Genomic DNA, 25,718 nt, shown 5'->3' with positions numbered 1-25,718 from the left:
TGGCCGGATGCACCGCCTGACCGTGGTGCAACTGCTGCCGGCGCTGCAGTCCGGCGGCGTGGAACGCTCCACCCTGGAAGTGACCGCTGCGCTGGTGCGCGCCGGCCATCGCGCCGTGGTCGTGTCGGCGGGGGGGCGCCTGGTTCCGCAATTGCTGGACGCCGGCGGTGAGCACCTCACCCTGGATATCGGCCGCAAGTCGCTGCTGACACTGCGCCATGTGGTCGGTTTGCGCCGTCTGTTCGCCGAACTCGGTGCCGACATCGTGCACGCGCGTTCGCGGCTGCCGGCCTGGCTGGGCTGGTACGCGCTGCGCGGCCTGCCTGCCGCCACGCGTCCGCGCCTGGTCACCACCGTGCACGGACTCAACTCGCCCAGCCGCTACAGTGCGGTGATGACCTATGGCGAACGCGTCATCTGCGTCTCGCAGACCGTGCGCGACTATGTCTGCACGCATTACCCGCAAACCGATCCAAACCGTTTGCGCACGATTCCGCGCGGCGTCGACATCGCACAGTTTCCGCGTCGCCTGCGACCGGATCGGCGCGCACGCAGCTGGGCCCAGACCCTGCTGCCCGGTCTGCCTCCCGACGCGCCGCTGCTGCTGTTGCCGGGGCGCGGTACGCGCTTGAAGGGGCATGCCGATGGCCTGCAACTGCTGTCCGATGTGCGCGCTGCCGGCGTGCCGGCCTGGTTGTGGCTGCCGGGTGCACGCGAGCCGGGGCGCGAGGCGTATGTGCGCGAGCTGGAAGCCGAAGCAGCGCGATTGGGTGTGGCCGAGGCGGTCGCCTTCACCGCGCCCACCGCGCGCATCGCCGATGCCTATGCCGCCAGCGATCTGGTGCTGCAGCTGTCGCGCAAACCCGAAGCCTTCGGCCGTACCGTGGTCGAGGCCTTGTCGGTGGGCCGGCCGGTGCTGGGCTGGGCGCATGGCGGCGTTGGCGAACTACTCGCCGAGCTGCAGCCTGGCGGCGCGGTGCCGGCCTTCGATACCGAAGCGTTGCGCGCCCAGGCGCTTGGGCTTCTGCAGCATCCGCCGACACCGCCGGCGGTGCTCCCCTATACGTTGCAGGCCATGCAATCGGCCACCTTGAAGGTCTATGACGAACTCCGCCGTTGACGCACCCGTAAGCGCGCCCGCACTCACGCCCGATGCCGGGCGTTGGGCGCCGCTGTGGGTGCTCCTGTTTGTCGCGCTGTGGCCTACACCGGGCCTGGCCGAAACCGTGCTGTCGCTGGGCGCACTGTTTGCAGCCTACCGTTTGCTGCACGCACGTTTTCGCGGCGGCACGCGGCTGCTCAGCGGTGCGGCCTGGGCGCTGACCAGCGTGCTGTTCTTTGCGTACTGGCTGCCGCAGATGCTGTCCGCGTTCGATGCGGTGGATGTGGGTCGCGCGCTGCGCAAGTCGGCCACCGACCTGCGCTATCTGCCTTTCATGTGGCTGTGCGCGATTGCGGTCGCGAACGCGCAGCGGCGCCGCCGCACCTTTATCGGCCTGGCGGCGATCGGCGGGGTGTGGACGCTGGATGCGCTGTTGCAGGCCGCCATCGGCAGCAGCCCATTGTTCTTCGCGCTGGATCAACTCAAGCAACTGATCAGCGGCCATGGGCTGTGCACGCCGCAGGAGCTGGCACTGGTCGACCGCCTCAGTGGCGTGCTGGGGCCGTGCAATCTCAAGTTCGGGCAGACCCTGGCCAGCCTGTCGCCCTTCCTGCTGTTGGCGCTGGGACGACGCAACGTCTGGGCCTGGGCAGGCGCTGCGGCGGCGGTCGGCGTGGTGCTGGTGTTGGCTGGGTCGCGCGCCTCGTGGATCACCTACGGCGTGATCGTGCTGCTGTCCGGCTGGCAACTGCTGGGCGGCCGGCGCCTGCTGGCAGTTGCGGTGGCCGGGGTGCTGCTTGCCGGTGGCGTGGTGGCGTTGGCACCGCAGGCGCGAGAGCGCATCCAGCGCACGACGCTGGCGTTCGGCAATGGCGAACAGGGCGTGGATCAGGCCTTGTCCGGGCGCGGCCAGATCTGGGGCGCGGCGTTGTGCATGATCCGCGCGCATCCGCTCAACGGCGTGGGCGCGCGCGGGTTTCGACAGGCGTACCCGGCCTGCAATCCGGCGCCCGCGCAGGCGCCGGCCTGGGGCGATGGCCCGGCTTTCCACGCGCATCAGATCGTGCTGGAAATCCTCGCCGAAACCGGTGTGATCGGCTTGCTGCTATGGCTGGCCGGTGCGGCGCAGGCGTGGCGTGCGTGGCGCTATTCGAGTGTGGCTGCACGCGATCAGGCGCGCCCGGCGATGATTGCGCTGGTGGCCACCGTCTTCCCGCTCAATACCCATCTGGCGTTCTACTCCAGCTTCTGGGGCGGGCTGAGCCTGATGCTGGCCGGCTTGTATGCCGGCGCATTGCTCAACGACGATGCGGATCAGACGCCGCCGGGCTGATTGGCCTGCATTGAAACCGCGCGTGTCGGTGCGCGACGTCGCCTGCGCGGTCTGTCATCCCCGCAGCGCCGGTTCATTGATAGAACGCGCTGCGCCCACCCGGCTGACGCTTGAAGCGGCGATGGATCCACAGGTATTGGTCCGGCGCCTCGCGCACCATGTCCTCGATCGCCGCATTGACCTGCGTGGTATCGGCGATCACATCCTCCGACGGAATGCCTGCCAGCGGCGGTGCGATCTTGAGGATGTAGCGGCCGCCTTCGCGGCGGTGGAAGTACGGCACTACCGCGCAACCGGTCAGCCGCGCCAGCTGGTGGGTGGCCGTGATGGTGGAGGCCGGATGCCCGAAGAACGGCACGAACACGGTGTCCTTGCCGCGCATGTCCTGGTCCGGCGCGTACCACAGGAAACCGCCCCGTTTGAGGTGCTTGATGGTGGCGCGCAGATCCTCGTTGGCGAACATGTGCGTGGCATAGCGCAGCCGCCCGCGCTTGACCGCCCATTCAAACACCGGGTTGCGATGCTTGCGGTACATGCCGGCCAGCGGCACATGGTCGCAGAGCAGGCGCCCACACATTTCCAGTGTCATGAAGTGTCCTGACACCAGCAGCACGCCGCGTTTTTGCTCCTGCAACTGCTGCAGATGTTCCAGCCCTTCGACCTGCACGCCCGGGCGAATGACCTCGATGCTGCCCCACCAGGCGCGCGCGAACTCGAACAGGCCCACGCCCAGCGCATCGAAACTATCGCGCAGCAGTCGCGCCCGCCAGGCATCGTCCTGCTCGGGAAAGCACAGCTTGAGGTTGACCTCGGCCGCGCGCCGACGCGTGCCCGCCACGCGCATCGCGATCCAGCCAACGCCACGCCCTATTGCGCGCTGCAGTGTCCAGGGCAGGCGCCCGGCCAGCACCATCACCGCAAGGCCCAGATACATGGGCCAGTGCCTGGGGTTGCGCAGGGAGGGGCGGACGGCGACGTTTGCGGGCTCGGACATGGTGCAATTCTAAGGGATCGTGCGCATCGGACAGCGTGCACATGCGCACGTGCGGGCGCTCCCGTATCCTGCACGGATGCGGAAAGACCCGATCGAATGGCTGTTGCGCGGGCTGTACTCGGCGCTGCTCTACCTGTTGTTGCCGGTCACGGTGTACCACTTGGTGTGGCGCGGTTTCCGTGTGCGCGAATACTTCAACCGCTGGAACGAGCGCTACGCCTCGTACACGCATGCCTGCGGACGTCCGCGGGTGTGGGTGCATGCGGTGTCGGTGGGCGAGGTCAATGCGGCCGCGCCGCTGGTCAACGCCCTGCGAGCGCAGCGCCCGGATATCCGCTGGGTGATCACCACCATCACGCCTACCGGTTCCGAGCGCGTGCGCGCGGTATGGGGCGATGCGGTGGACCATGTGTATCTGCCCTACGACGTACCCGGCAGCGTGGGGCGGTTTCTCGAGCATTTCCGCCCGCGCCTGGCGTTGATCCTGGAAACCGAGCTATGGCCGAACATGCTGTTCGGTTGCCGCGACCGCAAGATCCCGCTGTACATCCTCAACGCACGCCTGTCGGCGCGCTCGCTGCGTGGCTACCGCGTGCTGGCGCCCTTGATCAGCCGCGCGCTGCGCACGGTGACCTGCGTGGCGGCGCAGTCGCACGACGATGCGGAGCGCTTCATCACCCTTGGCGCTCGCCCGGACCAGGTCGTGGCGCTGGGCAATCTCAAATTCGACATCGCCGCCCCCGACCAATTGCAGGCGCTGGTCGCGCAGTTCCGCAGCCATGTGCCGGCAACCCGGCCGGTGTGGATTGCCGCCAGCACGCATGAAGGCGAAGAGGCGGCGGTGGCCGATATCCATGCGCAGTTGCTGACGCAGTTCCCGGACCTGCTGCTGCTATGGGCGCCACGTCATCCCGAGCGCTTTCCGAAAGTGGAGGCACTGGCGCGCGAGCGCGGCTGGCGCGTGGCCACACGCAAGGCGCAGCAATGGCCGCAAGCGCGCGACACGGTCTTCGTGCTCGATACGCTGGGCGAGCTGATGAGCTTCTACGCGTGCGCGCAGGTCGCTTTCGTCGGCGGCAGCCTGCAGCCGATCGGCGGACACAACCTGCTCGAACCTGCGGCAGTCGGCACGCCGGCGGTCACCGGCCCGCATCTGCATAATTTTTCCGAAATCTCGCGGCGCATGCGCGACGCCGACGCAGTGGCTATCTGCGAGGATGCCGACTGTGTCTATCGCGATCTCGCACGTTTGCTCGGCGACCCGGCGCAGCGCGAAGCGATGGCTGCCGCCGGCCTTGCGCTGGTCGCCAATGGCAAAGGTGCGGTCGCCCGCACGCTGGTGCAGATCGCGCCGGACCTGCCGGCAGTGGTCGGGGAGGGCAGTGCGTCTTAAATGATGTTGACTGATCTCATCATCATGATGCCTATTGTCCAGCAAAATGAGCGCTTCGGATAAGCTGTTTCTAATTTAACGTTCGATCTGTTTTCGAATTTTTGTGGCTTGAATCTTGATTGTAAATTAATTTAAACGACTATAAATTTCTGAGATTTAATGTGTTGGTCGTTTTGTGGGTATCGTCTTCGTGGCCGGAGTGCAGCATCAATCCTATCTTGCAGGGGCTGATGCTGCACACTACTTTGGTCCGATAAGATGGTTGTTGAGAGTGGCTGCTCTGCGTCAGCCTGATGCGCAGATGGTGTATACGTTTATCACCACCGGGCCGTTGGTATATCCATAGGTGCGCCAGCCATTGCCTGAAGGATAGCTGCCAACGACGGAGAAACGGCCCAAATTCATGTTCTCCTGGAGATTGCTGTTTTCAGCGCGCCGCCCCCAAAATCTGACGACATTTGGATCTCCAGTATTCCATCCGCCAGAGATAGGAGTGAACCCGGCTGGGCACTGTGGGGTGGCGTCGACGGTCCCCCCAATGTCGCGTGCATATCCCTCTGTGATTGTCTGGTAGGTTGCGGCTTCGGCTGTGGATACTGCGGAAAACGACATTGCGATTAAAAGAATAGACGAAAATTCGATTTTCATTCCATCTCCTTCACTGAAATAAAGTGCTATTGCTGCGTGGTTGCGCGCCTTGGTTATGGGTAGCGCTGCACCAAGTTATGGCAGGACATTTTCTCGGTAAATCGTGGATTCGATAATTCAGGGGTGGGTGACTTCTCATTTGGTTGTAGGAAAATAAGAAGGGTTCATGCGTCTATGTTGTGGAGCTTGTCGACCTTGCAGATGGAAGAGGTGGCAAAAAAAAAGCGGGCATAGCCCGCTTTTTTTTGTGCTGAGGAATGGCAGCTATTGCAACGAGCCACTGCCCTGCAGCTTGGACTCGGCATCCTGCGACAGCAGGCGATTCACGTCCTGCAGGTCGGTGATGTCGAGTTTGCCGATGGCCTGGCCGAGCAGCAGACGATTCTGCAGGAAGGTGTAGCGCGACTGCGCGTAGTTCAACTGCGCCTGGAACAGGGTGCGCTGGTTCTGCACCACGTCCAGCACGGTCCGCGTGCCGACTTCCAGGCCGACCTGCGAGGCATCGTAGGCGGCCTGCGCAGAGACCACGGCAAGCCGGCGCGCTTCAACTTCGCTGATGCCGGCCACCACGGTCTGATAGGCATTGCGCGTATTGCGGTCCAGCGCGCGCTTCTGCTGTTCGTAGGTGTCCTGCTGGATATCGCGACGCGACAGCGCCTGGCGCACGGCCGACTGCGTTGCACCGCCGGCGAAGATCGGGATCGATAGCGTTATGCCGATCGAATCGGTATCGATGTTGCGATTGTTGGTCGTGAAGTTGCCGGCAGCTGTATCGACATCGGTGCCACCGCCCCAGCTATTGGTTCGTCCCATGCTGCCGGACAGGTTGAGCGTCGGGAGATGGCCGGCACGCGCGGCACTAACCTGTGCCTCGGCGGCACTTACCTGCAACTGCTGCGCCTTCAGTGCCGGGTTGTCGGCGATGGCACTGGCCACCAACTGGTCGACATTGCTGTAAGCCGCCGGTACTTCCGGCCGGAAATCTTCTGGCAGCGCACGCAGGCTAACCACCGGCTGGCCGGTGAGTTCGGTCAACGCCTGGTAGTAATCCTTCAGCGTATTGCGTGCGTTGATGGTGTCGGCACGCGCCTGGTCGTACTGGGCACGTGCTTCGTGCACGTCGGTGATCGGCGCCAGGCCCACTTCCAGACGCTTGTCGGCGTAGTCGAACTGCTTCTTGGCGGCTGCTTCATTGGTTTCTGCTGCGGCCAACGACTCGATACCGACCAACACCTGGAAGTACGCTGCAGAGGTGCGGGTGATCAGGTCGTTGTTGGCCGATTCCAACGTAAAGTCGGCTGCCTTGGCCACTTCGCGTTGCGCACGCAGGTTGGAGAACTGGGCCCAGTTGAAGATGGTCTGGCTACCTTGGATCCCGTATTGACGCTGCTTGGTGGTCGAGCGACCTGGGACGCCTTCCAGTTCGCGATGCGATTGGGTGAAGCCGGCCGAGCCGTCCAGCTGCGGCAACAATGCCGCACGCGCCTGTACCTGTCCCTCCCGATTCACCAGCCGCGTGGACTCGGCCACGGCCAGCTGCGGGTCGCCATTGCGGGCCATTTCGTACACCTGCAGCAGATCGGTGGCGTGCGCGGCCATCGGTGACAGGGCGGCGGCCAGGGCCAGGGCGAGGGATCGGCGGATCATCGGGGAAGCTTCCTTGGGAATCAGAATTGGAATCGGGGCGTCGGTGCGGCGCCCTGGAGATAGGCGAGGTCGGTTTCGAACAACGATTCGATGCGCGGGGCGTTGACGTCGCCACGGACCAGGACGGCTTCCATCACCGGTGCGTGACCGCGCACCACAAACAGCCGGCCGTTGGGGCGCAACCACTGCAGCCACTGGGCCGGCAGCGTATCGACCGCGCCGGTCACGCAGATGGCGTCGAAGCGCCGCTCGCTCTGCCAGCCGAACACATCGGCGGTTTCGATGCGGACATTGCTGCCCAGGCCGGTGGCGTCCAGGTTGGCGCGCGCGGCGGCGGCCAGTGCCGGGTCGATCTCCAGGCTGACCACTTCGCGCGCGAGTGCGCCCAGGCAGGCGGTGGAAAATCCGGTGCCGGTGCCGACTTCCAGCACGTCTTCGCCCGGCTGCAGATCCAGCGCCTGCAACATGCGGCCCTCGACCACCGGCTTCATCATCTTGTCGCCGGCCGACAGCGGAATTTCCACGTCGACATAGGCCAGGGTCTTGTAGGCGTCCGGCACAAAGGCCTCGCGCGGCAGGCGCGCCAGCACGTCGAGCACGCGCAGGTCCAGCACGTCCCACGGCCGGATCTGCTGTTCGACCATCTTTTCGCGGGCCTGGGTGAAATCGATCGTCATGGTGCGGTTATCCAACGCGGTGGGGCGAACATTTTACCGGTGCACGGGGCAACTGGCGCATCTAGCATCGCTGCGCGCCGGCCGCTGGCGCAGTGCCGGAAGTCATCGCCACCAAAGGCCGGGGGCGATCAACGCGGCGCATACGCCCTCAAAAAGAAGTCCACGCTGGACTGGATGTGCTCATCCACCTGCGCGCGGGTGGGCTGGCCGTGCAGGCCGCACATCATCAGGGCATACAGCTCGCCCTTGAGCAGGCAGAAGAATTGCGAGGCCGCGCGCGCCAGATCGGCGATGTCGAGCTGGCCGTCGGCCACGCGCGCCGACAGAAAATCCGCCAACGCCTGTTGGGTCCGCTTGGGGCCGGCTTCCCAGAACATCTCGCGGACATGCACATCGCCGGTGCCTGGCGCCATCATCATGCGGTGCGTGGAAATGGCCGATTCGGTGCTGACCATGGCGAAGAACGCATGGGCGATTTCGATCAACTGGTCGCGCAGTGCGCCCTTGGGCGCGTGGTCGAATAGGTCGTCCGGCATCATCTCCTGGCACTGCGCGCGGATCGCCTCGGAAAACAGGCTCTCCTTGTCGCCGAAGTGGCTGTAGACGGTGAGCTTGGAGACGCCGGCCTGGGCGGCGATGCCATCCATGCTGACCCCGGCATAGCCTTGCTCCATAAAGAGCGCGCGGGCAGCGCCGAGGATGGCGGCACGTTTCCCAAGATCCTTGGGACGCCCGGGGCCGTTGCTCTTGGCCTTGGACTTGAGGGAGGGCGAGCTGGACATACGGCCAATACTAGACCATCGGGTTCTATATTTATACTCGGTGGCCTGAACGTATCAGGGCATGGGACGCTTCGGCTGATCGGGCCTGGCGTGGCCGAGTCACCGGACCATGCCTCAGCCAGGCTGCAATGCCAGTGCTTCATGCCCCAAGCCATGCAGATCATGCTGGGCATTCATTGTTTCAATTGAATGCCTCCCGGTGTCATGGTCCGACCGGCAGCTGTGGGGAATCCACCTAGGGCGGTCCGAAAACCCCGGTGATAGATTGCCCCAGGCCTGCCGGTACATACCGTCACGCATGGCCAGCGGCACGGATGAGGGGCGGGGAACGTGGACAGGGTCGGGGCGCAGACGCATGCAAGCCGCGTTCGCAGCACGCGCGTGCTGCGGGCGGCCTTGGTATGGCTGTGGTTTGGGTTGTGCTGCGGGATGTGCGGCATGCCCGCGGCTGGCGCGCAGGCGCTCGATCACACCGCTTATCACACGGTCACGCGCTGGAACATGGACGACGGCCTGCCGCATAACCTGGTGCACGCCGTGGCCCAGGGCGAAGACGGACTGATCTGGCTGGGCACCTGGGAAGGCGTGGCGCGCTTCAACGGCCGCGATTTCACCGTGTACGACCGCCAGAACACACCGGGTGCCGAACTGGGAGGCGTGTTCGTGGTGGTGCGCGACAGCACCGGCGGCATGTTGTTCGGCACCGCATTCGACGGGGTCTATCACTATCAGGATGGCCACTGGCAACAGCTGGGCGACGCGACGGCGCGGCATCTGGCGGTCAGCGCGTTGTTGCGCCGGGCAGACGGAGCGTTGTGGGTGGGGACGCCGCAGACGCTATACCGGATCGAAGCCGATGGGCGCCTGGTCGATGTGGGGCGCCAGACGGACCTGCCGCGCGCGCGCATCACTGCGTTGTCGGCCGACGACCACGGCGATCTGTGGGTGGGCACCGAGGTCGGGTTGTATCGCCTGCCCGGCAATGGCAGCGCTGCCGAGCCCTGGGGCAGGACGCATGGCATGCAGGCAACGCCAGTGCGTCGGCTTGCCAGCGATCGCCAGGGCGGCCTGCTGGTCGCCGGCGATGACGGCGTGTGGTGGTGGAGTCGCGGCGGCGGGCTGCAGCGGTTTCGCCAGGGGCAGCGCGTGGATGCCCTGTTGCTGGATCGGAGCGGGCATCTGTGGATGAGCATGCCCAGCGGGACCTTGGTGGTGCATGGCGGGGCTGGTGTGCCGGACGAGCAGATTTCGATCACCGGCGTCGCCAGCCCCGCGTTGCTGGAAGATGCCGAAGGCCTGATCTGGGTCGGCAGCACGCACGGCCTGTTCCGGATTGCCGAAGGCGCCGCGCACGGCGTGACCCATGACGACGGCCTGGCCTCCGATTACGTGCGCACCGTGTTGCAGACCGGCAATGGCACCGTGTGGGTGGGCAGCGCGGTGGGCCTGGACCGCTGGCGCGACGATCAGATCGATCGCATCGCGCTGTCGCCGGCCCAAGGCGGTCGCGTGCTGGAGCAGTCGGTGTTGTCGCTGGCCGATGCCGGCGATGGCGGGGTCTGGGCCGGTACCTACAGTCAGGGCGTGCTGCGGCTGGATGCGCAGGGCAAGGTGCTGGTGCGCATCGGCGCGGGCGATGGACTGCCGTCGCTGTCGGTGCGCGCGGTGTTGCCCGATGGCGACGATCTGTGGATCGGCACCACCGGTGGGCTGGCGCACTGGCGGCAAGGCAAGGTCCGCCGCTACACCGCGGCCGATGGCGTGCCCGACGGCTCGGTGCAGGCGCTGTATCGCGACACGCAGGGCATCCTCTGGATCGGCACCGATCGCGGCATGACCGGGCTGTCGCCGGGCGGCAGCACGCGCGCCTGGCTGGGCGAACAGGACTTCCCTGGGCAGAACGCCTTCGACTTTTTGCGCGACGCCGGCGGCGATCTATGGATCGCCAGCGATCGCGGCCTGTTGCGCCTGCAGGGCGACCATTTTCGCGTCTACGACCACCGCGTTGGACTGCCGCGCGACAAGGTGTTCCGCGTGATCGACGACGGCCGCGGCTATTTGTGGTTGTCCAGCAACCACGGCGTCTTCCGCATCGCGCGCAACAACTTCGACCAGATCGATGCCGGTACCCGCGAACAATTGAGTGTGGAAGTGGTGGACCGCAGCGATGGCATGCCCAGCAATCAGGGCAATGGCAGCAGCGCGCCGGCCGGCTGGCTGACGCAGTCCGGGCAGTTGTTGTTTCCCACCTCGGCCGGGCTGGGCGTGATAGATCCGGCGCGTGTCGGCACCTTGCAAGGCCATCGCGTGCCGATCGTGTTCGAGCGCTTGCTGGTCGACGGCATGGTGCAGCCGTTGAGCGGCCCGCATCAGCTCGGCGCCGAGACCCGCCGTATCGCAATCACCTATGCCGGACTCAATTTTCGTGGGCCGGACAAGGTGCGTTACCGCTATCGCCTGGAAGGTTTCGACCCGGAGTGGGTGGATGCCGACAACGCGACCGAAGCGGTGTACACCAACCTGCCGCCGGGCCGTTTTCGCTTCCGCGTGCAGGCGATGTCGCTGCCGGTGGACTGGCGTCAGACCGCGCTGCTGGGAGAATCCAGTCTGGTCATCGCACTGGCGCCGCCCTGGTGGCGCCGTAGCGAAGTGATCGCATTGGGCATCCTTGCGCTGGCCAGCCTGATTTACGGGTTTTACCTGTGGCGCACGGCCAGCTACCGGCGCCGTCAGCGCCAACTCAATACCGTGATCGACCGGCGCACCCGCGAACTCAGCGACAAGAACCTCGCCCTGCAGCAGGCCAGCCAGGAGCGCGAAGCGTTGATGCGTCAGCTGGAATACCGCGCCAGCCACGATGTGCTGACCGCATTGCCCAACCGGCGCGAAGCCGAGCGCGTGCTGCAACAGTGGTTCGACGCGGCGCGTGGCGGTGGTCCCGCGCTGGCGCTGGCATTGATGGATATCGACCACTTCAAACACATCAACGACCAATACGGTCACGACGTCGGCGATGCGGTATTGAGCGCACTGGGCGAGGCATTGAGCGACCAGGATCGGGCGCAGTGTTTCGCTGCGCGCCATGGCGGCGAAGAGTTTCTGCTGGCCGCCACCGGACTGGATGCCGAACAGGCGCGCGCGCTGTTCGAATGCATGCGACAACGGCTGGCGACGATCGACGTCGATGCGCACGGCATTACGGTGCGGTGCACCGCCAGCATGGGCATGGCGATGAGCGATGAGGCGCCAACCCGGCGCGAACTGCTCGCATTGGCAGATCGCCGCCTGTATCAGGCCAAGCGGCATGGGCGCGATCGGCTGGTGGGGCCGTAAGGGGTGCAACGACGCGCTGGTGCCGTGCAGACGCGATAAGTGACCCAGGTGGCGTGTTTCAAGCACGTGGTGTTGTATCGAATCGTGGGGCGCAGGTGCTTATGTTGCTGATATGGGTGTTGCTTGCTTACCTTGCACTGCTTGGGCTAGACGCAGCGATCAACGAGATGGATTTTCGCCGTAGCCCGGACAAGGGCGAGCGTTACAGGTTGTTGCCACTGCCTTACAAGCTCTGTTGCTGGTTCGGCGTGATTCCGCTCTGCGTTGGCATGCTTTTCTGGCATGGCGCGCTAGGTGTTGTGGTATGCATTGCTCTTGCCGCCTTGCAAAGTGCTTGTGTGCGGTGGTACCAAAAGGCCGGGCTATTGCCGCGCAACGACTGAGCTGCAAAAAACGTACGTGAGGTTGTCTTGGACGCTCCAGGGAAGCTCTGAACAAGCCGTTCATAGCCTGCCGATCGACGTCCAAGACAGGCCGGGTCGCTCGCAAGTGTTCAATTTTTTCATCAATGACGATTGTCGCGATTAGGCCAGATGGCAGGTTCTCTCAGGGGGCCTTGAGTTGTTCGCAGGCTCCCTAGGGCTGTTCTTGTTGCGCATGCAACAACGCAACGAACGCTTGCGCGGCACGCGACAAGGTGCGCCCGCCATGCGTCACGCATCCCAACTCGCGCGATAGCGCTACATCGGCCAGCGGCAGCGCCACGATCTGATGGTCGATCATGCGCTCCGGCAGCACGCTCCAGGCCAGCCCCACCGACACCAGCATCTTGATCGTCTCCAGGTAGTTGGTGGTCATGCGCAGATGCGGCACCAGGCCACGCTCGGCGAACAGCCCGGCCACGATGCGGTGGGTGAAGGTGCCCGGATCCGGCAGCACCGCCGGATGCGCCACCACATCGTCCAGCGCCACCTCACGCAGGGCGGCCAATGGATGATCCGGCGCCACCACGAACTGCAGGCGGTCGTGCCAGATCGGCTGCGCGCGCAGCGGCGCACGCGTCTCCGGTGCCAGGGTGGTCACCGCCAGTTCCACCTCGCCACGCAGCACCGCCGCATAGGCCAGTTCCGAGTCCAGAAACTGGATATCCAGCGCGGCCTGCGGATGTTGCGCGGCAAAGCGGCGCAGCAACGCCGGCAGCCGATGCAGCCCAACGTGGTGGCTGGTGGCCAGGCTCAGGCGCCCGCCGACCGAAGCGCCCAGGTGTTCCAGCACGCGGCGCGTGTCTTCCAGCTCGGCAAGGATGCGTTGGGCGCGCGGCAACAAGGCCTGGCCGGCCTCGGTCAGCACCACCTGGCGGCCCAGGCGATCGAACAGCCGCGCGGATAGTTGCCCCTCCAGCAAGGCAATACGCTTGCTTACCGCCGGTTGGGTCAGATGCAGCGCCTCACCGGCCGCCGAAAAGCTGCCGCTGTCGGCGATCGCCACGAAGGCGCTGAGGCTCGCCAGATCCATGCCATTCCTGAAATTCATTTGTTGAATAAACAATATGAATTTGCGTTATCCAATTCAAGCTCCTAGCATCGAATGCAGCCAGGTGGGGCTCCTACCATCCGCCAACCGGATCGCCGCAATGACTGCCAAGACGCTGTACGACAAGCTGTGGGACCTGCACGAGGTCACGCGCCGCGACGATGGTTCGTCGCTGATCTACATCGACCGCCACATCCTGCATGAAGTGACCTCGCCGCAGGCGTTCGAAGGCCTGCGCCTGGCCGGGCGCAAGCCGTGGCGCATCGATGCCAACATCGCCACGCCCGACCACAACGTGCCGACCACGCGTGCCGAGCGGCAGGGCGGCCTGGAGTCGATCGCCGACGAAGTCTCGCGCCTGCAGGTGCAGACCCTGGACGAGAACTGCGACGACTTCGGCATCCTCGAGTTCAAGATGAACGACGCTCGCCAGGGCATCGTGCATGTGGTCGGCCCGGAGCAGGGCGCCACCCTGCCGGGCATGACCGTGGTCTGCGGCGATTCGCACACCTCCACGCATGGCGCATTCGGCGCGCTGGCGCACGGCATCGGCACCTCCGAGGTCGAGCACGTGCTGGCCACGCAATGCCTGATCGCCAAAAAGATGAAGAACATGCAGGTGCGTGTCGAAGGCACGTTGCCGTTTGGCGTGACTGCCAAGGACATCGTGCTGGCGGTAATCGGCAGGATCGGCACCGCTGGCGGCAACGGACATGCGCTGGAATTTGCCGGCAGCGCGATTGCCGCGCTGTCGATGGAAGGGCGCATGACCATCTGCAACATGTCCATCGAAGCCGGTGCGCGCGTGGGCATGGTGGCAGTGGACGACAAGACCATCGCGTACGTCCAAGGCCGCCCGTTCGCGCCCAAGGGGGCGGATTGGGACGCTGCCGTGGCGCTGTGGAAGACGCTGGTCTCCGACCCGGGCGCGCACTTCGACACCTTGGTGGAACTGCGTGCCGAGGACATCAAGCCACAAGTGAGCTGGGGCACCTCGCCGGAAATGGTGCTGGCGGTGGATCAGCAGGTGCCGGACCCGGCAACCGAACAGGATCCGACCAAGCGCGACTCGATCGAGCGCGCGCTGAAGTACATGGGGCTGAAGGCCAATCAGCCGATCACCGAGATCCGCCTGGACCGCGTGTTCATCGGCTCGTGCACCAACTCGCGCATCGAGGATCTGCGCGCGGCCGCTGCGGTTGCGAAGGGCCGCAAGGTCGCCTCCACCATCAAGCAGGCGCTGGTAGTGCCGGGCTCCGGTCTGGTGAAAGCGCAGGCCGAGGCCGAAGGCCTGGACAAGGTGTTTCTGGACGCCGGCTTCGAATGGCGCGAGCCGGGGTGCTCGATGTGCCTGGCGATGAACCCGGACAAGCTGGGCAGCGGCGAACATTGTGCCTCCACCTCCAACCGCAACTTCGAAGGCCGCCAGGGCGCCGGTGGCCGCACCCATCTGGTCAGCCCGGCGATGGCCGCAGCGGCGGCGGTGAGTGGGCACTTCGTCGACGTGCGTGACCTCCAGGGAATCGAGAATCGGGAATAGGGAATCGCAAAGTCCTGCTTCCCGCTCTGCCCATTCCCTACTCCCCATTCCCCAATCCCGGCCTCTCTCAATGACCCCTTTCACCCAACACACCGGACTGGTGGCGCCGCTGGATCGCGCCAATGTCGATACCGACCAGATCATTCCCAAGCAATTCCTCAAGTCGATCAAGCGCACCGGTTTCGGGCCGAACCTGTTCGACGAATGGCGCTATCTGGACATCGGCGAGCCCGGCCGCGACAACAGCCAGCGCCCGCTCAATCCGGAGTTCGTGCTCAATTTTCCGCGCTATCAGGGCGCCAGCGTGCTGCTGGCACGCGAGAACTTCGGCTGCGGTTCCTCGCGCGAGCACGCGCCGTGGGCGCTGGACGAATACGGCTTCCGCACCGTGATCGCGCCGAGCTTTGCCGACATCTTCTTCAACAACAGCTTCAAGAACGGCCTGCTGCCGATCGTGCTGGCCGAAGCGGAAGTGGACGCATTGTTCGAGCAATGCCTGGCCAACGAGGGCTATCAACTCACCGTGGATCTGGCCGCACAGCGCGTGCGCCGCCCCGATGGCGCGGAGTACGCATTCGACATCGATGCATTCCGCAAGCACTGCCTGCTCAACGGGCTGGACGACATCGGCCTGACCTTGCAGGAGGCCGATGCGATCGGCCGCTTCGAGCAAGACCATCGCGCTCGCCAGCCGTGGCTGTTCGGCGCGCTGCAGTGAGTTGTGCAGTGACGTTTGCGCGGTGATCGCCGCGGCACATTGAACTAACTGGCGCTGTTGCGTCATTCCACGAGGATTGCATGAGCAAGCAGATTCTGATTCTTCCCGGCGACGGGATTGGCCCGGAGATCATGGCCGAAGCGGTCAAGGTGCTGGCGCGTATCGATGCGCAGCATGGTTTGGGTTTCAGCCTGGTGTACGACGAACTGGGTGGCGCGGCCTACGACAAGTACGGCAGCCCGCTGGCCGACGAAACGCTGGAGCGCGCGCGCGCTGCCGACGCGGTGCTGCTGGGCGCTGTCGGTGGGCCGCAATGGGACACCATCGACCCATCGCTGCGCCCGGAGCGGGGCCTGCTCAAGATCCGCTCGCAGCTTGGGTTGTTCGCCAACCTGCGTCCGGCACTGCTGTATCCGCAGCTGGCCGAGGCCTCCACGCTCAAGCCGGAGGTGGTGTCCGGGCTGGATCTGCTGATCCTGCGCGAGCTCACCGGCGGTATTTATTTCGGTCAGCCGCGGGGCACGCGCACGCTGGACAATGGCGAGCGTCAGGCCTACGACACGCTGCCATACAGTGAAAGCGAGATCCGCCGCATCGCCAAGGCCGGCTTCGAGATGGCACGCCTGCGCGGCAAGAAGCTGTGCTCGGTCGACAAGGCCAACGTACTGGCATCGAGCCAGCTGTGGCGCGCAGTCGTCGAAGAGGTGTCAAAGGACTATCCGGACATTGCGTTGTCGCATATGTACGTGGACAACGCGGCGATGCAGTTGGTACGCGCGCCCAAGCAGTTCGATGTGATCGTGACCGACAACATGTTTGGCGACATCCTGTCCGACCAGGCGTCGATGCTCACCGGCTCGATCGGCATGCTGCCGTCGGCCTCGCTGGATGCCAACAATAAGGGCATGTACGAGCCATGTCATGGCTCGGCGCCGGATATCGCAGGCAAGGGCATCGCCAATCCGCTGGCCACCATCCTGTCGGTGGCAATGATGCTGCGCTATACGTTTGCGCAATCTGCTGCAGCAGATGCGATCGAGCAAGCGGTCGGCAAGGTACTCGACCAAGGCCTGCGCACCGCCGACATCTGGTCGGAAGGCACGACCAAGGTCGGTACGGTGGCAATGGGTGATGCAGTGGTGGCCGCGCTGTAAAAGCGCTCGCTTCCCCGAGGCGTCGTGGCTTTACCGGTGGCTATCGTTCTTCAGACGATGGCCACTTTCGTTTGGCGTCTGCCTCATCCGTGATCACATCAGTCAACCAAAGCATCTGCATGAACCTACGGATGTCGTGCGCAGGACTTGTAGGCATGGGGGGTGGTCGGCAGCGCGGTGCCGCATCCGGTGTCGGGACACGCCGTGAATCCGTCCGTGGAGGCTCGGTGGCGGCATCCACGCCGCCACACGGTCCCGCCCCCGGACGCGACACCGCGCTCCCACTCTTCGCGGCTGCTGATCGGCAAGCAATGCCTTTTGGTAGGCATGATGCTTGCAGATTCCGCAGTCGGTAGTCGGTAGTCGATGCAGTTTTTCGTCTATTGCTTTGCCATGATTCCGCCAGCGAAGGTCGCGCTCCAAAGCATGATCAATCAATCAAGTAACTCTTCTCCTTCAGCCACCAACAATATTCGGAGGTGCTTGCGCGCGTACCGGCGTGGGACCTTACGCGGCATGGATGCCGCGTAAGAGCCTACAGGGACGTACTTGCGGCGTGTCCCACGCCGGTACGCGTGCAAGCGCCCTCAGTGATCGAGGCGTTTGCGCGAAACCGGCAGACGTCGTGCGTGGGATTGGTCGATGTGGCGCCGCGCTCCCACTCTTCGCGGCTGCTGATCGGCAAGCAATGCATTCTTAGAAAACGTTCAAATGACCAACCACCAAAAACCAAGACGGCCAGCAGATCACTCCGCCGGCCGTCAGATTTACATCGTTTAGCAGATGACAGCGCTACGCCACCGCAGCCGTCTTGCCGGCGACCACGCCGCGCTCGCGCTGACGCAACAGGCGGTTGGCCACATCCAGCCACGCCAGTGCGCTGGCTTCGATGATGTCCTTGCTGGTGCCGGTGCCTTCGTATTCCACGCCGTCGTGGCGTACGCTCAGGCTGGCTTCACCGCGCGCATCTGCGCCGATGCCCACGCTGTGCACCTGGTAGCTGTCCAGCTCGAGCTTCACGCCGGTGGCCGAGGCCAGCGCACCGAACAAGGCATCGACCGGGCCGTTGCCCTGCGCAGTCTCGGCGACGCGATTGCCTTCCGGGTCGGACAATTCCACCAGCGCATTGGCACGGCTGCCGACATCGCTGATGGTCATCGAGGCCAGGCGGTAACCTTCCTGCACGGTGGCGTCCTGCATCAATGCCTGCAGGTCCGCGTCGGTGACCACGCGCTGCTTTTCGCACAATGCCTTGAACTGCTCGAAGACCAGTTTGACCTCTTCTTCCTCCAGCAGATATCCAAGGGCACGCAGGCGCTGCTCGACCGCTGCACGGCCGCTGTGGCGGCCCAGCACCATTTGCGACGATTCCCAGCCCACATCTTCCGGACGCATGATTTCGTAGGTGCCGCGATGGCGCAGCATGCCGTGCTGGTGGATGCCCGATTCGTGCGCAAACGCATTGCCACCGACTACCGCCTTGTTGCGCTGTACCGGCATGCCGACCAGGCGCTGCAGCAACTGCGAGGTGGAGACGATGCGTGGAGTATTGATCGACGAATCGATGTTGTAGAACGCACCACGCACCTTCAGCGCCATGGTGATTTCTTCCAGTGCGCAGTTGCCCGCACGCTCTCCGATGCCGTTGATGGTGCATTCCACCTGACGTGCGCCGCCTTCGATCGCTGCCAGCGAATTGGCCACCGCCAGGCCCAGATCGTTATGGCAATGCGCGCTGAAGATCACCTTGTCGGCGCCTTCCACGCTGGCGATCAGCCGCGCGAACATGCCGCGGATCTCTTCCGGCGTGGTGAAGCCCACCGTGTCGGGCAGGTTGATCGTGGTGGCACCGGCCGCAATCGCCACACGGGTGACTTCGGCCAGGAAATCTTCTTCGGTGCGGGTCGCGTCTTCGGCAGAAAACTCCACGTCATCGATATAGCCGCGCGCCAGCGTCACGTGCTTGTGCACCGATTCCAGCACCTGTTCGCGGCTCATGCGCAACTTGTGCTCGCGGTGCAGCGGGCTGGTGGACAGGAACACATGCAGGCGCGGGTTGGCTGCAGCTTCCAGCGCCTTTGCCGAGGTTTCAATATCCGCCTGCAGGCAGCGCGACAGCACCGCAAGGGTGGGACGACGCAGCTCGCGGCCGATCATCGCCACAGCTTCGCGGTCCGAATGCGAACTGGCCGGAAAGCCGGTTTCGATGATGTCCACGCCGAGTTCGTCCAGCGCGCGCGCCATGACCAGCTTCTGCTGGGGCGTCATGCTGCAGCCGGGGGATTGCTCGCCGTCGCGCAGGGTGGTGTCGAAAATTCGGATACGCGGGGTCTGGTTGGATACGGTCGTGTTCACCAGGAAGACTCCTCTACGGCGATGGCGGTGACAGGCGTTGAAGCGACTGCGGATGGGCGGGAAAGAGCGGGTGTTTGGGGTGAAGGCTTGACGCTGCGTTCGTTGCGGAGTCGTTCGGTATTGCGACGCCGCGGTTTGCGTGGCGGACGCGGCCGCACCTCGGACAAGAGTGCGGCCAGAACCGTTGCGTCGATATTACCGCCAGAGACCACCGCACATTTGCGTTTGCCTGCAACACGGCGACCGGCGGCCAGTGCCAGCGCACCGGCGCCCTCGGCGATGACGTGCTCTTCCAGCGCCAGGCGTACCAGGGTTTCACGCAATTCGGCTTCGCGCACGATCACCACATCGTCGAGCAGGCTCGCGCATAAACGGCGGGTCAGAAAGCCGGGAATCTTGACCTTCACGCCGTCGGCCAGGGTGGGGACGGGAGCGATTTCACGCAGATCGCCGCGTACGGCGCGGGCCATCGAATCGACACCTTCCACCTGCGCGCCGACGATGCGCACGCCTTGCGATTTCAGCGCAAGCGCCACCCCGGAGGCCAGGCCGCCGCCGCCGATCGGCACGATCACCACGTCCGGCGCATGCGCAGCCAGTTCGATGCCGACCGTGCCTTGCCCGGCGATCACATCCGGATCGTCGAAGGCGGATAGGAAACGGTAGCCGTTCTGGTCGGCCAGCTCGCGTGCGAACGCAAACGCTTCGTCGTAACTGTTGCCATGCTGGCGGACGGTGGCGCCCCAGTGCGCAACACCGGCGATCTTGGTCTGCGGCGCGCCGTATGGCATCACCGTAATCGCCTGCACGCCCAGCCTGTATGCCGACCATGCCACGCCTTGCGCATGGTTGCCGGCCGATGCGCAGATCACCGGACGCTCGTCGCCGCGTTCCAGCCCCGCCAGCAACGCGTTCAATGCGCCGCGCACCTTGTAGGAGCCGGTGCGCTGCAGGTTTTCCAGTTTCAACCACACGCCGAAGCGCTCGGCATAATGCAGCGGCGTGGGCGACAGGTACTTGCGCAGGCGGGCCTGCGCGGCCAGCACGTCGGCCACGCTGACGGCCACGTCGCCTACGTCTGGTTCCTGCGAAGCGGGGCGGCCGGAATCAGGCATTGCGGCACGCGCGCGGCCGATCCGGAAGAAGACACCTCCGGACGGTGGTCTGGTGGTCGCGCGAGGTTTGCGTGGCCCAGGTCTGCGTGGTCATGCGGCGGCCTCGATCGATTCCAGTGCCGTGATCACCACCGACTCGCAGTCGTACACCTTTTCGAGCTGCAGCCGCAGTGTTTCCGGCGGCCGGCTGCTGTCCACGTCCAACTGCAGGTGCCAGCGCCCGGCATCGTCCGGCGCGGCGGCGCCCTGGATGGCACACGGGCGGAACCCGCGGCGCTCGGTCATGCCGATCACCCGCACCAATGCGCCTTCGGCCGGCTTCAGCACCAGGTCAAGCCGGTAACGCATGTGTCGTCTCCTTGGCCGCGTGTGCAGGATTGCTGTCCAGCATGGTGCTGTTGGCGTTGTTGGGCGGCACCAGCGGCCATACGTTGGCGCGTGCGTCGATGGCAACGTGCAGCAGGCCGGGGCCGGGTTGGGACAGCAATTCCGCCAGTGCCGCATCCACATCGCCGCGCGCGATGATGCGCTTGGCCGGGATGCCGAACACCTGCGCCAGCGCGGCAAAATCCGGGTTGTCGGACAGATCGATTTCGCTGTAGCGCTCGGCAAAGAACAGCTCCTGCCACTGCCGCACCATGCCCAGCGAGCTGTTGTCCAGCAGCACGATCTTCACCGGCAGCTTGCAGCGCGCGATGGTCACCAGCTCCTGCACGTTCATCATGAAGCTGCCGTCGCCGGAGACCAGCACCACGGTGCGGTCCGGGCAGGCGAACTGCGCGCCCATCGCCGCCGGCAGGCCGAAGCCCATGGTGCCGAGTGCGCCGCTGGTGAGGTGATTGCGTGGATCGTTGAAGCGGCAATGCTGGGCCACCCACATCTGATGCTGGCCCACATCGCAGGCGATGATGGTGTCGGCCGGAGCCACTTCGCTCAGTCGCTTCAGCAGCGCCGGTGCGTAGATATCGGTACCGGGCGCGTCGTAGCGCGCAGCGAATTTTTCGCGATTGGCAAAGCAGCGCGTACGCCATGCCTGGCAGTTGCCGCGTGCTGCGCTCAAGGCCTTGAGGCTAGTCGCCACATCGCCGGGCACGGCGATGTCGGCGGTACGCAGCTTGGAAATTTCATACGCATCGGCATCCAGATGGATGACGCGTGCGAACGGTGCAAATTCGCTCAACTTGCCGGTCGCGCGATCGTCGAAGCGCGCGCCGACCACCACCAGCAGATCGCATTCCTGGATCGCCATGTTGGCCGCACGGGTGCCGTGCATGCCCAGCATGCCCAGATAATCCGGATGCGCATGCGGCAATGCACCCAGGCCGCGCAAGGTCAGCGCGGTCGGGATGCCGGTGGCTTCGACAAAGCGCCGGAACGCCTCCACCGCACCGGCCAGTGCAATCCCGCCTCCGCCATACACCACCGGGCGCTCGGCGCTGGCGATGGCGGCCAACGCTTCGGCCAGCTTCGCGTCCGCCGGTGCCGGTGGCGGCAGCACCGCCGCCGGCACATGCGCTGGCAGATGCGAGGCATCGGCAATCTGCACGTCCTTGGGCAAGTCGATCAACACCGGGCCCGGGCGGCCTTCGCGCGCGATGCGAAACGCCTCGCGCACGATCTCCGGGAACTGGTCCACGCTGCGCACCAGAAAGCTGTGCTTGACGATCGGCATGGTCATGCCGAATACGTCCAGTTCCTGGAAGGCATCGGTGCCCAGCAGCGGCGTGGCGACCTGACCGGTCAGGCACACCATCGGCACCGAATCGAGCATTGCGTCCGCAATGCCGGTCACCAGATTGGACGCGCCCGGGCCGGAGGTGGCCACGCACACGCCGACCTTGCCGCTGGCACGGGCATAGCCGTTGGCGGCAAGGGCGGCGCCCTGTTCGTGACGGACCAGGATGTGCTTGAGCCTGGAATCCACCAGGGCGTCGTAGAACGGCATGATGGTGCCGCCCGGATAACCGAACAGCGTTTCCACGCCCTCGGCTTCCAGGGCCTGCGTCAGCCAGCGCGCGCCGTTGCGGGGCGTGCTGTGTGCGGAGGTGTTCATGCGTTGCGGACCTTCGGTGTTAAACGGTGGGGGATGCGGCGGCGTTATGCCGCTTGCTGATTTGCTGGTGCGGCAGCGGCTTGCTGTTCGCCGTTGAGCCACACCATCTTGGCGCGCAGTTTCTTGCCCACTTCTTCGATCGGGTGTTCCAGGTCGGCCTGCTTGAACTTGGTGTAGTTCGGCAGGCCGGCTTCGTATTCGGCCACCCAGTTCTTGGTGAAGGTGCCGTTCTGGATGTCGGTCAGCACGTCCTTCATGCGTGCCTTGGTGCTGGCGTCGATCACGCGCGGGCCGCTGACATAGTCGCCGTATTGCGCGGTTTCGGACACGAATTCCAGCATGCGGGTGATGCCGCCTTCGTAAAACAGGTCCACGATCAACTTCAGTTCGTGCAGCACTTCGTAGTACGCGATCTCCGGCTGATAGCCGGCTTCCACCAAAACTTCGAACCCGGCCTGCACCAGCGACGAGGCGCCACCGCACAGCACGGCCTGCTCGCCGAACAGATCGGTTTCGGTTTCTTCCTTGAAGGTGGTCTTGATGATGTTGGCGCGCGCGCCGCCCAGGCCGCCGGCATAGGTCAGCGCGAACTGCTCGGCCTTGCCGCTGGTGTCCTGGTAGACCGCATAGATGCACGGCACGCCGCGGCCGATCTCGTATTCGCGACGCACCAGTGCGCCCGGGCCCTTCGGCGCGACCAGCACCACGTCCAGATCGGCACGCGGGGTGATCATGTCGAAATGCACGTTCAGGCCATGCGCGAACAGCAGGCAGGCGCCTTGCTTCATGTTCGGGGCAATGACCTCTTCGTAGAGCTTCTTCTGCACCATGTCCGGGGTCAGGATCGCGACCAGATCGGCACTCTTCACCGCCTCGGCGGGCGCCACGACGGTGAAGCCGTCGGCCTGGGCCTTGGATTCGGTGGGGCCGCCGGGACGCAGGCCGACGGTGACGTCGAAGCCGGAATCGCGCAGGTTCAGCGCATGCGCGCGGCCCTGGCTGCCGTAGCCGATGATCGCGATTTTCGGTTGGGTGTCGTTGCTCATGAAGTAGTCCTTGCGGGGTTGGCAGTGGGAAAGGGATCAGCTGGCAGCGCAGAGGCTGGTTGGCCGAACAAAGCGGGGATGAGCGAGAACACCGTGCACGCGGAGGCTTGCGGCAGCGCAGTTGCTGGCACTGATGGAAGGGGCTGCGGCGATGTCGGTGGTGTCGTTCATGTCATTCGAAACTTTTGGGGGTCCCTGAAACGCGAAACCCCGCGCCGTTGCCGGTGCGGGGTCTGATCGAAGCCTTGTGTGTCTGTTACCTACACGAAGCCGCGTCCCGCACCGGTTGGCGAGGTAATAAGTACGAGCACGAGAAGCGACGCTGCCGTCGCGCCGAAGGGCGCGGTCAGGAGGGCGTTCGTGGTGGCGGTGCGTTGCGGCATGTATTGAGATAACCATCGCTGCCGGTAGGGTGTCAACCCTTGCGGGTGAAACAGCTGGATCGGTGCCGTTTACCGAGCGCGAAGCCTCATGACAGCAGCATGGTTTCCCATGAAACCGGATCGACGACTTGCCGACATCGCCGATGTGCGTCACCAACTGCGCGATTTTATCGCTGCAGTGCGGCTGGGATCGAGCGCTGCGACTAAGGCCGCTGGTATGGTTGGTCCTTCATTCGTTGTGTCGTGGGGAGCTCTGGATCATGCGTCGCGTACCCGTCTTACTTGTGTCTGCTCTGACGCTGCTGGCGCCGTCTCTCGTTGCCGCCGACCGGATTACCGGGCAGGGCTTCGCCACCCGCTCCGAAGTGATCGCCCCGCATGCGATGGCGGCGACGTCGCAACCGCTGGCCACCCAGATCGCGCTGGATGTGATGAAGAACGGCGGCTCGGCGGTGGATGCGGCGATTGCCGCCAATGCCGCGCTGGGCCTGATGGAGCCGACCGGCAATGGGGTGGGCGGGGATCTGTTCGCCATCGTCTGGGATCCCAAGACCAACAAACTCTATGGGTACAACGGCTCAGGCCGTTCGCCCAGGTCGCTGACCCTGGCCGAGTTCCAGCGCCGCGGGCTGAAGGACATTCCGCCGACCGGCCCGTTGCCGGTGTCGGTGCCGGGCGCGGTGGATGGCTGGTTCGCGCTGCACGAGCGCTTTGGCCGCAAGCCGATGGCGCAGAACCTGGCCCCGGCGATCCGCTACGCGCGCGAAGGCCATCCGGTGGCCGAAACCATCGCCTACTACTGGGACCGCTCGGTGCCGCGGCTGTCGCAGTACCCCGGCTTCAAGGAGCAGTTCACCATCGACGGCCATGCCCCGCGCAAGGGCGAGCTGTGGAAGAACCCGAACCTGGCCAACACCTTGCAGCAGATCGCCGACGGCGGCCGCGATGCGTTCTACAAGGGCGATATCGCCCGCACCATCGGCGCCTACTTCAAGGCCAATGGCGGCTACCTGAGCTATGCGGACATGGCCAGCCATCAGGGCGAATGGGTGGAGCCGGTCAGCACGAATTACCGCGGTTACGACGTGTGGGAGTTGCCGCCCAACAGCCAGGGCATTGCCGCGCTGCAGATGCTCAACATCCTGGAAGGCTACGACTTCTCCAAGATCCCGTTCGGCTCGGCCGAGCACGTGCACCTGTTCACCGAGGCCAAGAAGCTGGCCTTCGCCGACCGCGCGCATTTCTATGCCGACCCGGCCTTCCAGCGCGCGCCGCTGGCCAGGCTGGTCTCCAAGGACTACGCCGCCCAGCGTCGCGCGCTGATCTCCATGGACAAGGCGCTCAAGGAGGTGCAGCCGGGCACGCCCAAGCAGCTGGAAGAAGGCGACACCATCTACATGACCGTGGCCGATGCCGACGGCATGATGGTGTCGTTGATCCAGTCCAACTACCGCGGCATGGGCAGCGGTATGGCGCCGCCGGGGCTGGGCTTCATCCTGCAGGACCGTGGCGAGATGTTCGTGCTGAAGAAGGACCACCCCAACGGCTACGCGCCGGGCAAGCGGCCGTTCCAGACCATCATCCCGGCCTTCGTCACCAAGGACGGCAAGCCGTGGCTGAGCTTCGGGGTGATGGGCGGGGCGATGCAGCCGCAGGGACATGTGCAGATCGTGATGAACCTGGTGGATTTCCATATGAATCTGCAGGAGGCCGGCGACGCGCCACGCATCCAGCACGAGGGCTCCACCGAGCCGACCGGCCAGGCCACCGCCATGAGTGACGGCGGCGAGCTCAATCTGGAGACCGGGTTCTCCTACGACACCATTCGCGCACTGATGCGCAAAGGCCATCGGGTGATCTTTGCCGACGGCCCGTATGGCGGCTATCAGGCGATCGCCCGCGACCCGGGCAATGGCGTGTATTACGGCGCGTCGGAAAGCCGCAAGGACGGGCAGGCGGCCGGTTACTGAGC

20 protein-coding genes are annotated in these 25,718 nt (G+C 64.9%); 9 read left to right on the top strand and 11 right to left on the bottom strand.

Annotated features, from left to right (window positions below):
* Positions 1-7 precede the first annotated feature (7 nt).
* Both VZ068_RS17160 and VZ068_RS17155 read left to right on the top strand, forming a co-directional pair.
* Positions 8-1,120 (top strand): glycosyltransferase, encoded by a 1,113-nt coding sequence (locus VZ068_RS17160; protein WP_349655966.1) that lies wholly within the window; start codon positions 8-10, stop codon positions 1,118-1,120.
* A complete protein-coding gene (locus VZ068_RS17155; protein WP_349655965.1) occupies positions 1,101-2,435 on the top strand; it encodes an O-antigen ligase in 1,335 nt (444 codons plus the stop codon). Before VZ068_RS17160 ends, VZ068_RS17155 begins: the two co-directional genes overlap by 20 nt.
* Positions 2,436-2,508: 73 nt before the next feature.
* On the opposite strand, the gene VZ068_RS17150 is transcribed toward VZ068_RS17155, so the two are convergent.
* Entirely contained in the window at positions 2,509-3,429 is a 921-nt protein-coding gene (locus VZ068_RS17150) for an LpxL/LpxP family Kdo(2)-lipid IV(A) lauroyl/palmitoleoyl acyltransferase (RefSeq protein WP_259156401.1), read from the bottom strand.
* A 76-nt stretch (positions 3,430-3,505) separates the two neighbouring features.
* Here VZ068_RS17150 and waaA point away from each other — a divergent pair, with 76 nt between their 5' ends.
* The gene (waaA, locus tag VZ068_RS17145; RefSeq protein ID WP_259162900.1) at positions 3,506-4,822 is read left to right on the top strand and encodes a lipid IV(A) 3-deoxy-D-manno-octulosonic acid transferase; all 1,317 of its coding nucleotides are present in this window, start codon (positions 3,506-3,508) and stop codon (positions 4,820-4,822) included.
* 285 nt (positions 4,823-5,107) lie between these two features.
* Here waaA and VZ068_RS17140 read toward each other — a convergent pair whose 3' ends face one another.
* The 4 genes from VZ068_RS17140 to VZ068_RS17125 all read right to left on the bottom strand — a co-directional run bounded on the left by VZ068_RS17140 (position 5,108) and on the right by VZ068_RS17125 (position 8,576).
* On the bottom strand, positions 5,108-5,470 hold the full coding sequence (locus VZ068_RS17140; RefSeq protein WP_259162894.1) for a hypothetical protein: 363 nt from the start codon (positions 5,468-5,470) through the stop codon (positions 5,108-5,110).
* Positions 5,471-5,734: 264 nt separating this feature from the next.
* Positions 5,735-7,117, bottom strand: coding sequence for a TolC family outer membrane protein (locus VZ068_RS17135; RefSeq protein ID WP_349655964.1), 1,383 nt, complete (start codon positions 7,115-7,117; stop codon positions 5,735-5,737).
* A 20-nt stretch (positions 7,118-7,137) separates the two neighbouring features.
* Complete coding sequence (locus VZ068_RS17130) at positions 7,138-7,794, bottom strand: protein-L-isoaspartate O-methyltransferase (RefSeq protein WP_259156395.1); 657 nt, start codon at positions 7,792-7,794, stop codon at positions 7,138-7,140.
* A gap of 128 nt (positions 7,795-7,922) precedes the next feature.
* Positions 7,923-8,576 carry a TetR/AcrR family transcriptional regulator gene (locus tag VZ068_RS17125; RefSeq protein WP_259156393.1) on the bottom strand — a complete coding sequence of 218 codons (654 nt, stop codon included), beginning with the start codon at positions 8,574-8,576 and terminating at the stop codon, positions 7,923-7,925.
* Positions 8,577-8,906: 330 nt separating this feature from the next.
* On the opposite strand from VZ068_RS17125, the gene VZ068_RS17120 reads away from it, so the two are divergent.
* Positions 8,907-11,909, top strand: a complete 3,003-nt coding sequence (locus VZ068_RS17120) for a two-component regulator propeller domain-containing protein (RefSeq protein ID WP_349655963.1) — start codon at positions 8,907-8,909, stop codon at positions 11,907-11,909.
* A gap of 101 nt (positions 11,910-12,010) precedes the next feature.
* Positions 12,011-12,292, top strand: a complete 282-nt coding sequence (locus VZ068_RS17115; RefSeq protein WP_259162874.1) for a hypothetical protein — start codon at positions 12,011-12,013, stop codon at positions 12,290-12,292.
* A 193-nt stretch (positions 12,293-12,485) separates the two neighbouring features.
* On the opposite strand, the gene VZ068_RS17110 is transcribed toward VZ068_RS17115, so the two are convergent.
* Entirely contained in the window at positions 12,486-13,364 is an 879-nt protein-coding gene (locus VZ068_RS17110) for a LysR family transcriptional regulator (protein ID WP_259156387.1), read from the bottom strand.
* 118 nt (positions 13,365-13,482) lie between these two features.
* On the opposite strand from VZ068_RS17110, the gene leuC reads away from it, so the two are divergent.
* The 3 genes from leuC to leuB all read left to right on the top strand — a co-directional run bounded on the left by leuC (position 13,483) and on the right by leuB (position 16,794).
* Entirely contained in the window at positions 13,483-14,922 is a 1,440-nt protein-coding gene (gene leuC, locus VZ068_RS17105) for a 3-isopropylmalate dehydratase large subunit (protein WP_349655962.1), read from the top strand.
* A gap of 70 nt (positions 14,923-14,992) precedes the next feature.
* Positions 14,993-15,640, top strand: a complete 648-nt coding sequence (gene leuD / locus VZ068_RS17100; protein WP_349655961.1) for a 3-isopropylmalate dehydratase small subunit — start codon at positions 14,993-14,995, stop codon at positions 15,638-15,640.
* An 80-nt stretch (positions 15,641-15,720) separates the two neighbouring features.
* Positions 15,721-16,794, top strand: coding sequence for a 3-isopropylmalate dehydrogenase (gene leuB, locus VZ068_RS17095; RefSeq protein WP_349655960.1), 1,074 nt, complete (start codon positions 15,721-15,723; stop codon positions 16,792-16,794).
* Between the two features lie 792 nt (positions 16,795-17,586).
* Here the strand turns inward: leuB and VZ068_RS17090 are convergent.
* The 5 genes from VZ068_RS17090 to ilvC form a co-directional block, all read right to left on the bottom strand.
* Complete coding sequence (locus VZ068_RS17090) at positions 17,587-19,149, bottom strand: 2-isopropylmalate synthase (RefSeq protein WP_259156373.1); 1,563 nt, start codon at positions 19,147-19,149, stop codon at positions 17,587-17,589.
* Complete coding sequence (locus VZ068_RS17085; RefSeq protein ID WP_349655959.1) at positions 19,146-20,264, bottom strand: threonine dehydratase; 1,119 nt, start codon at positions 20,262-20,264, stop codon at positions 19,146-19,148. The genes VZ068_RS17090 and VZ068_RS17085 overlap by 4 nt, the downstream gene beginning before the upstream one ends.
* 90 nt (positions 20,265-20,354) lie before the next feature.
* Entirely contained in the window at positions 20,355-20,612 is a 258-nt protein-coding gene (locus tag VZ068_RS17080) for an ACT domain-containing protein (RefSeq protein ID WP_259156369.1), read from the bottom strand.
* On the bottom strand, positions 20,596-22,317 hold the full coding sequence (gene ilvG / locus VZ068_RS17075) for an acetolactate synthase 2 catalytic subunit (RefSeq protein ID WP_349655958.1): 1,722 nt from the start codon (positions 22,315-22,317) through the stop codon (positions 20,596-20,598). Before ilvG ends, VZ068_RS17080 begins: the two co-directional genes overlap by 17 nt.
* Before the next feature lie 44 nt (positions 22,318-22,361).
* Positions 22,362-23,363: a ketol-acid reductoisomerase gene (gene ilvC / locus VZ068_RS17070; protein WP_046964004.1), complete on the bottom strand. Its 1,002-nt coding sequence runs from the start codon at positions 23,361-23,363 to the stop codon at positions 22,362-22,364.
* Positions 23,364-24,006: 643 nt separating this feature from the next.
* Here ilvC and ggt point away from each other — a divergent pair.
* Positions 24,007-25,716, top strand: coding sequence for a gamma-glutamyltransferase (gene ggt / locus VZ068_RS17065; RefSeq protein ID WP_349655957.1), 1,710 nt, complete (start codon positions 24,007-24,009; stop codon positions 25,714-25,716).
* Positions 25,717-25,718 lie beyond the last annotated feature (2 nt).

This window comes from Xanthomonas sp. 10-10 (assembly GCF_040182365.1).
Lineage (GTDB): Bacteria > Pseudomonadota > Gammaproteobacteria > Xanthomonadales > Xanthomonadaceae > Xanthomonas > Xanthomonas arboricola_F.
The sequence above is the reverse complement of the archived record's forward strand: the minus strand, read 5'-3'. Positions and strand labels throughout refer to the sequence as shown.

Excerpts from the sequence above, each read along its gene's own strand:
- VZ068_RS17080 (WP_259156369.1), bottom strand. The coding sequence starts at position 20,612 with ATGCGTTACCGGCTTGACCTGGTGCTGAAGCCGGCCGAAGGCGCATTG.
- leuB (WP_349655960.1), top strand. The coding sequence starts at position 15,721 with ATGAGCAAGCAGATTCTGATTCTTCCCGGCGACGGGATTGGCCCGGAG.
- VZ068_RS17135 (WP_349655964.1), bottom strand. The coding sequence starts at position 7,117 with ATGATCCGCCGATCCCTCGCCCTGGCCCTGGCCGCCGCCCTGTCACCG.
- ilvG (WP_349655958.1), bottom strand. The coding sequence starts at position 22,317 with ATGAACACCTCCGCACACAGCACGCCCCGCAACGGCGCGCGCTGGCTG.
- VZ068_RS17110 (WP_259156387.1), bottom strand. The coding sequence starts at position 13,364 with ATGGATCTGGCGAGCCTCAGCGCCTTCGTGGCGATCGCCGACAGCGGC.
- VZ068_RS17085 (WP_349655959.1), bottom strand. The coding sequence starts at position 20,264 with ATGCCTGATTCCGGCCGCCCCGCTTCGCAGGAACCAGACGTAGGCGAC.
- VZ068_RS17125 (WP_259156393.1), bottom strand. The coding sequence starts at position 8,576 with ATGTCCAGCTCGCCCTCCCTCAAGTCCAAGGCCAAGAGCAACGGCCCC.
- VZ068_RS17115 (WP_259162874.1), top strand. The coding sequence starts at position 12,011 with ATGTTGCTGATATGGGTGTTGCTTGCTTACCTTGCACTGCTTGGGCTA.
- VZ068_RS17155 (WP_349655965.1), top strand. The coding sequence starts at position 1,101 with ATGACGAACTCCGCCGTTGACGCACCCGTAAGCGCGCCCGCACTCACG.
- leuC (WP_349655962.1), top strand. The coding sequence starts at position 13,483 with ATGACTGCCAAGACGCTGTACGACAAGCTGTGGGACCTGCACGAGGTC.
- waaA (WP_259162900.1), top strand. The coding sequence starts at position 3,506 with ATGCGGAAAGACCCGATCGAATGGCTGTTGCGCGGGCTGTACTCGGCG.
- VZ068_RS17130 (WP_259156395.1), bottom strand. The coding sequence starts at position 7,794 with ATGACGATCGATTTCACCCAGGCCCGCGAAAAGATGGTCGAACAGCAG.
- VZ068_RS17150 (WP_259156401.1), bottom strand. The coding sequence starts at position 3,429 with ATGTCCGAGCCCGCAAACGTCGCCGTCCGCCCCTCCCTGCGCAACCCC.
- ilvC (WP_046964004.1), bottom strand. The coding sequence starts at position 23,363 with ATGAGCAACGACACCCAACCGAAAATCGCGATCATCGGCTACGGCAGC.
- VZ068_RS17140 (WP_259162894.1), bottom strand. The coding sequence starts at position 5,470 with ATGAAAATCGAATTTTCGTCTATTCTTTTAATCGCAATGTCGTTTTCC.
- leuD (WP_349655961.1), top strand. The coding sequence starts at position 14,993 with ATGACCCCTTTCACCCAACACACCGGACTGGTGGCGCCGCTGGATCGC.
- ggt (WP_349655957.1), top strand. The coding sequence starts at position 24,007 with ATGCGTCGCGTACCCGTCTTACTTGTGTCTGCTCTGACGCTGCTGGCG.
- VZ068_RS17160 (WP_349655966.1), top strand. The coding sequence starts at position 8 with ATGCACCGCCTGACCGTGGTGCAACTGCTGCCGGCGCTGCAGTCCGGC.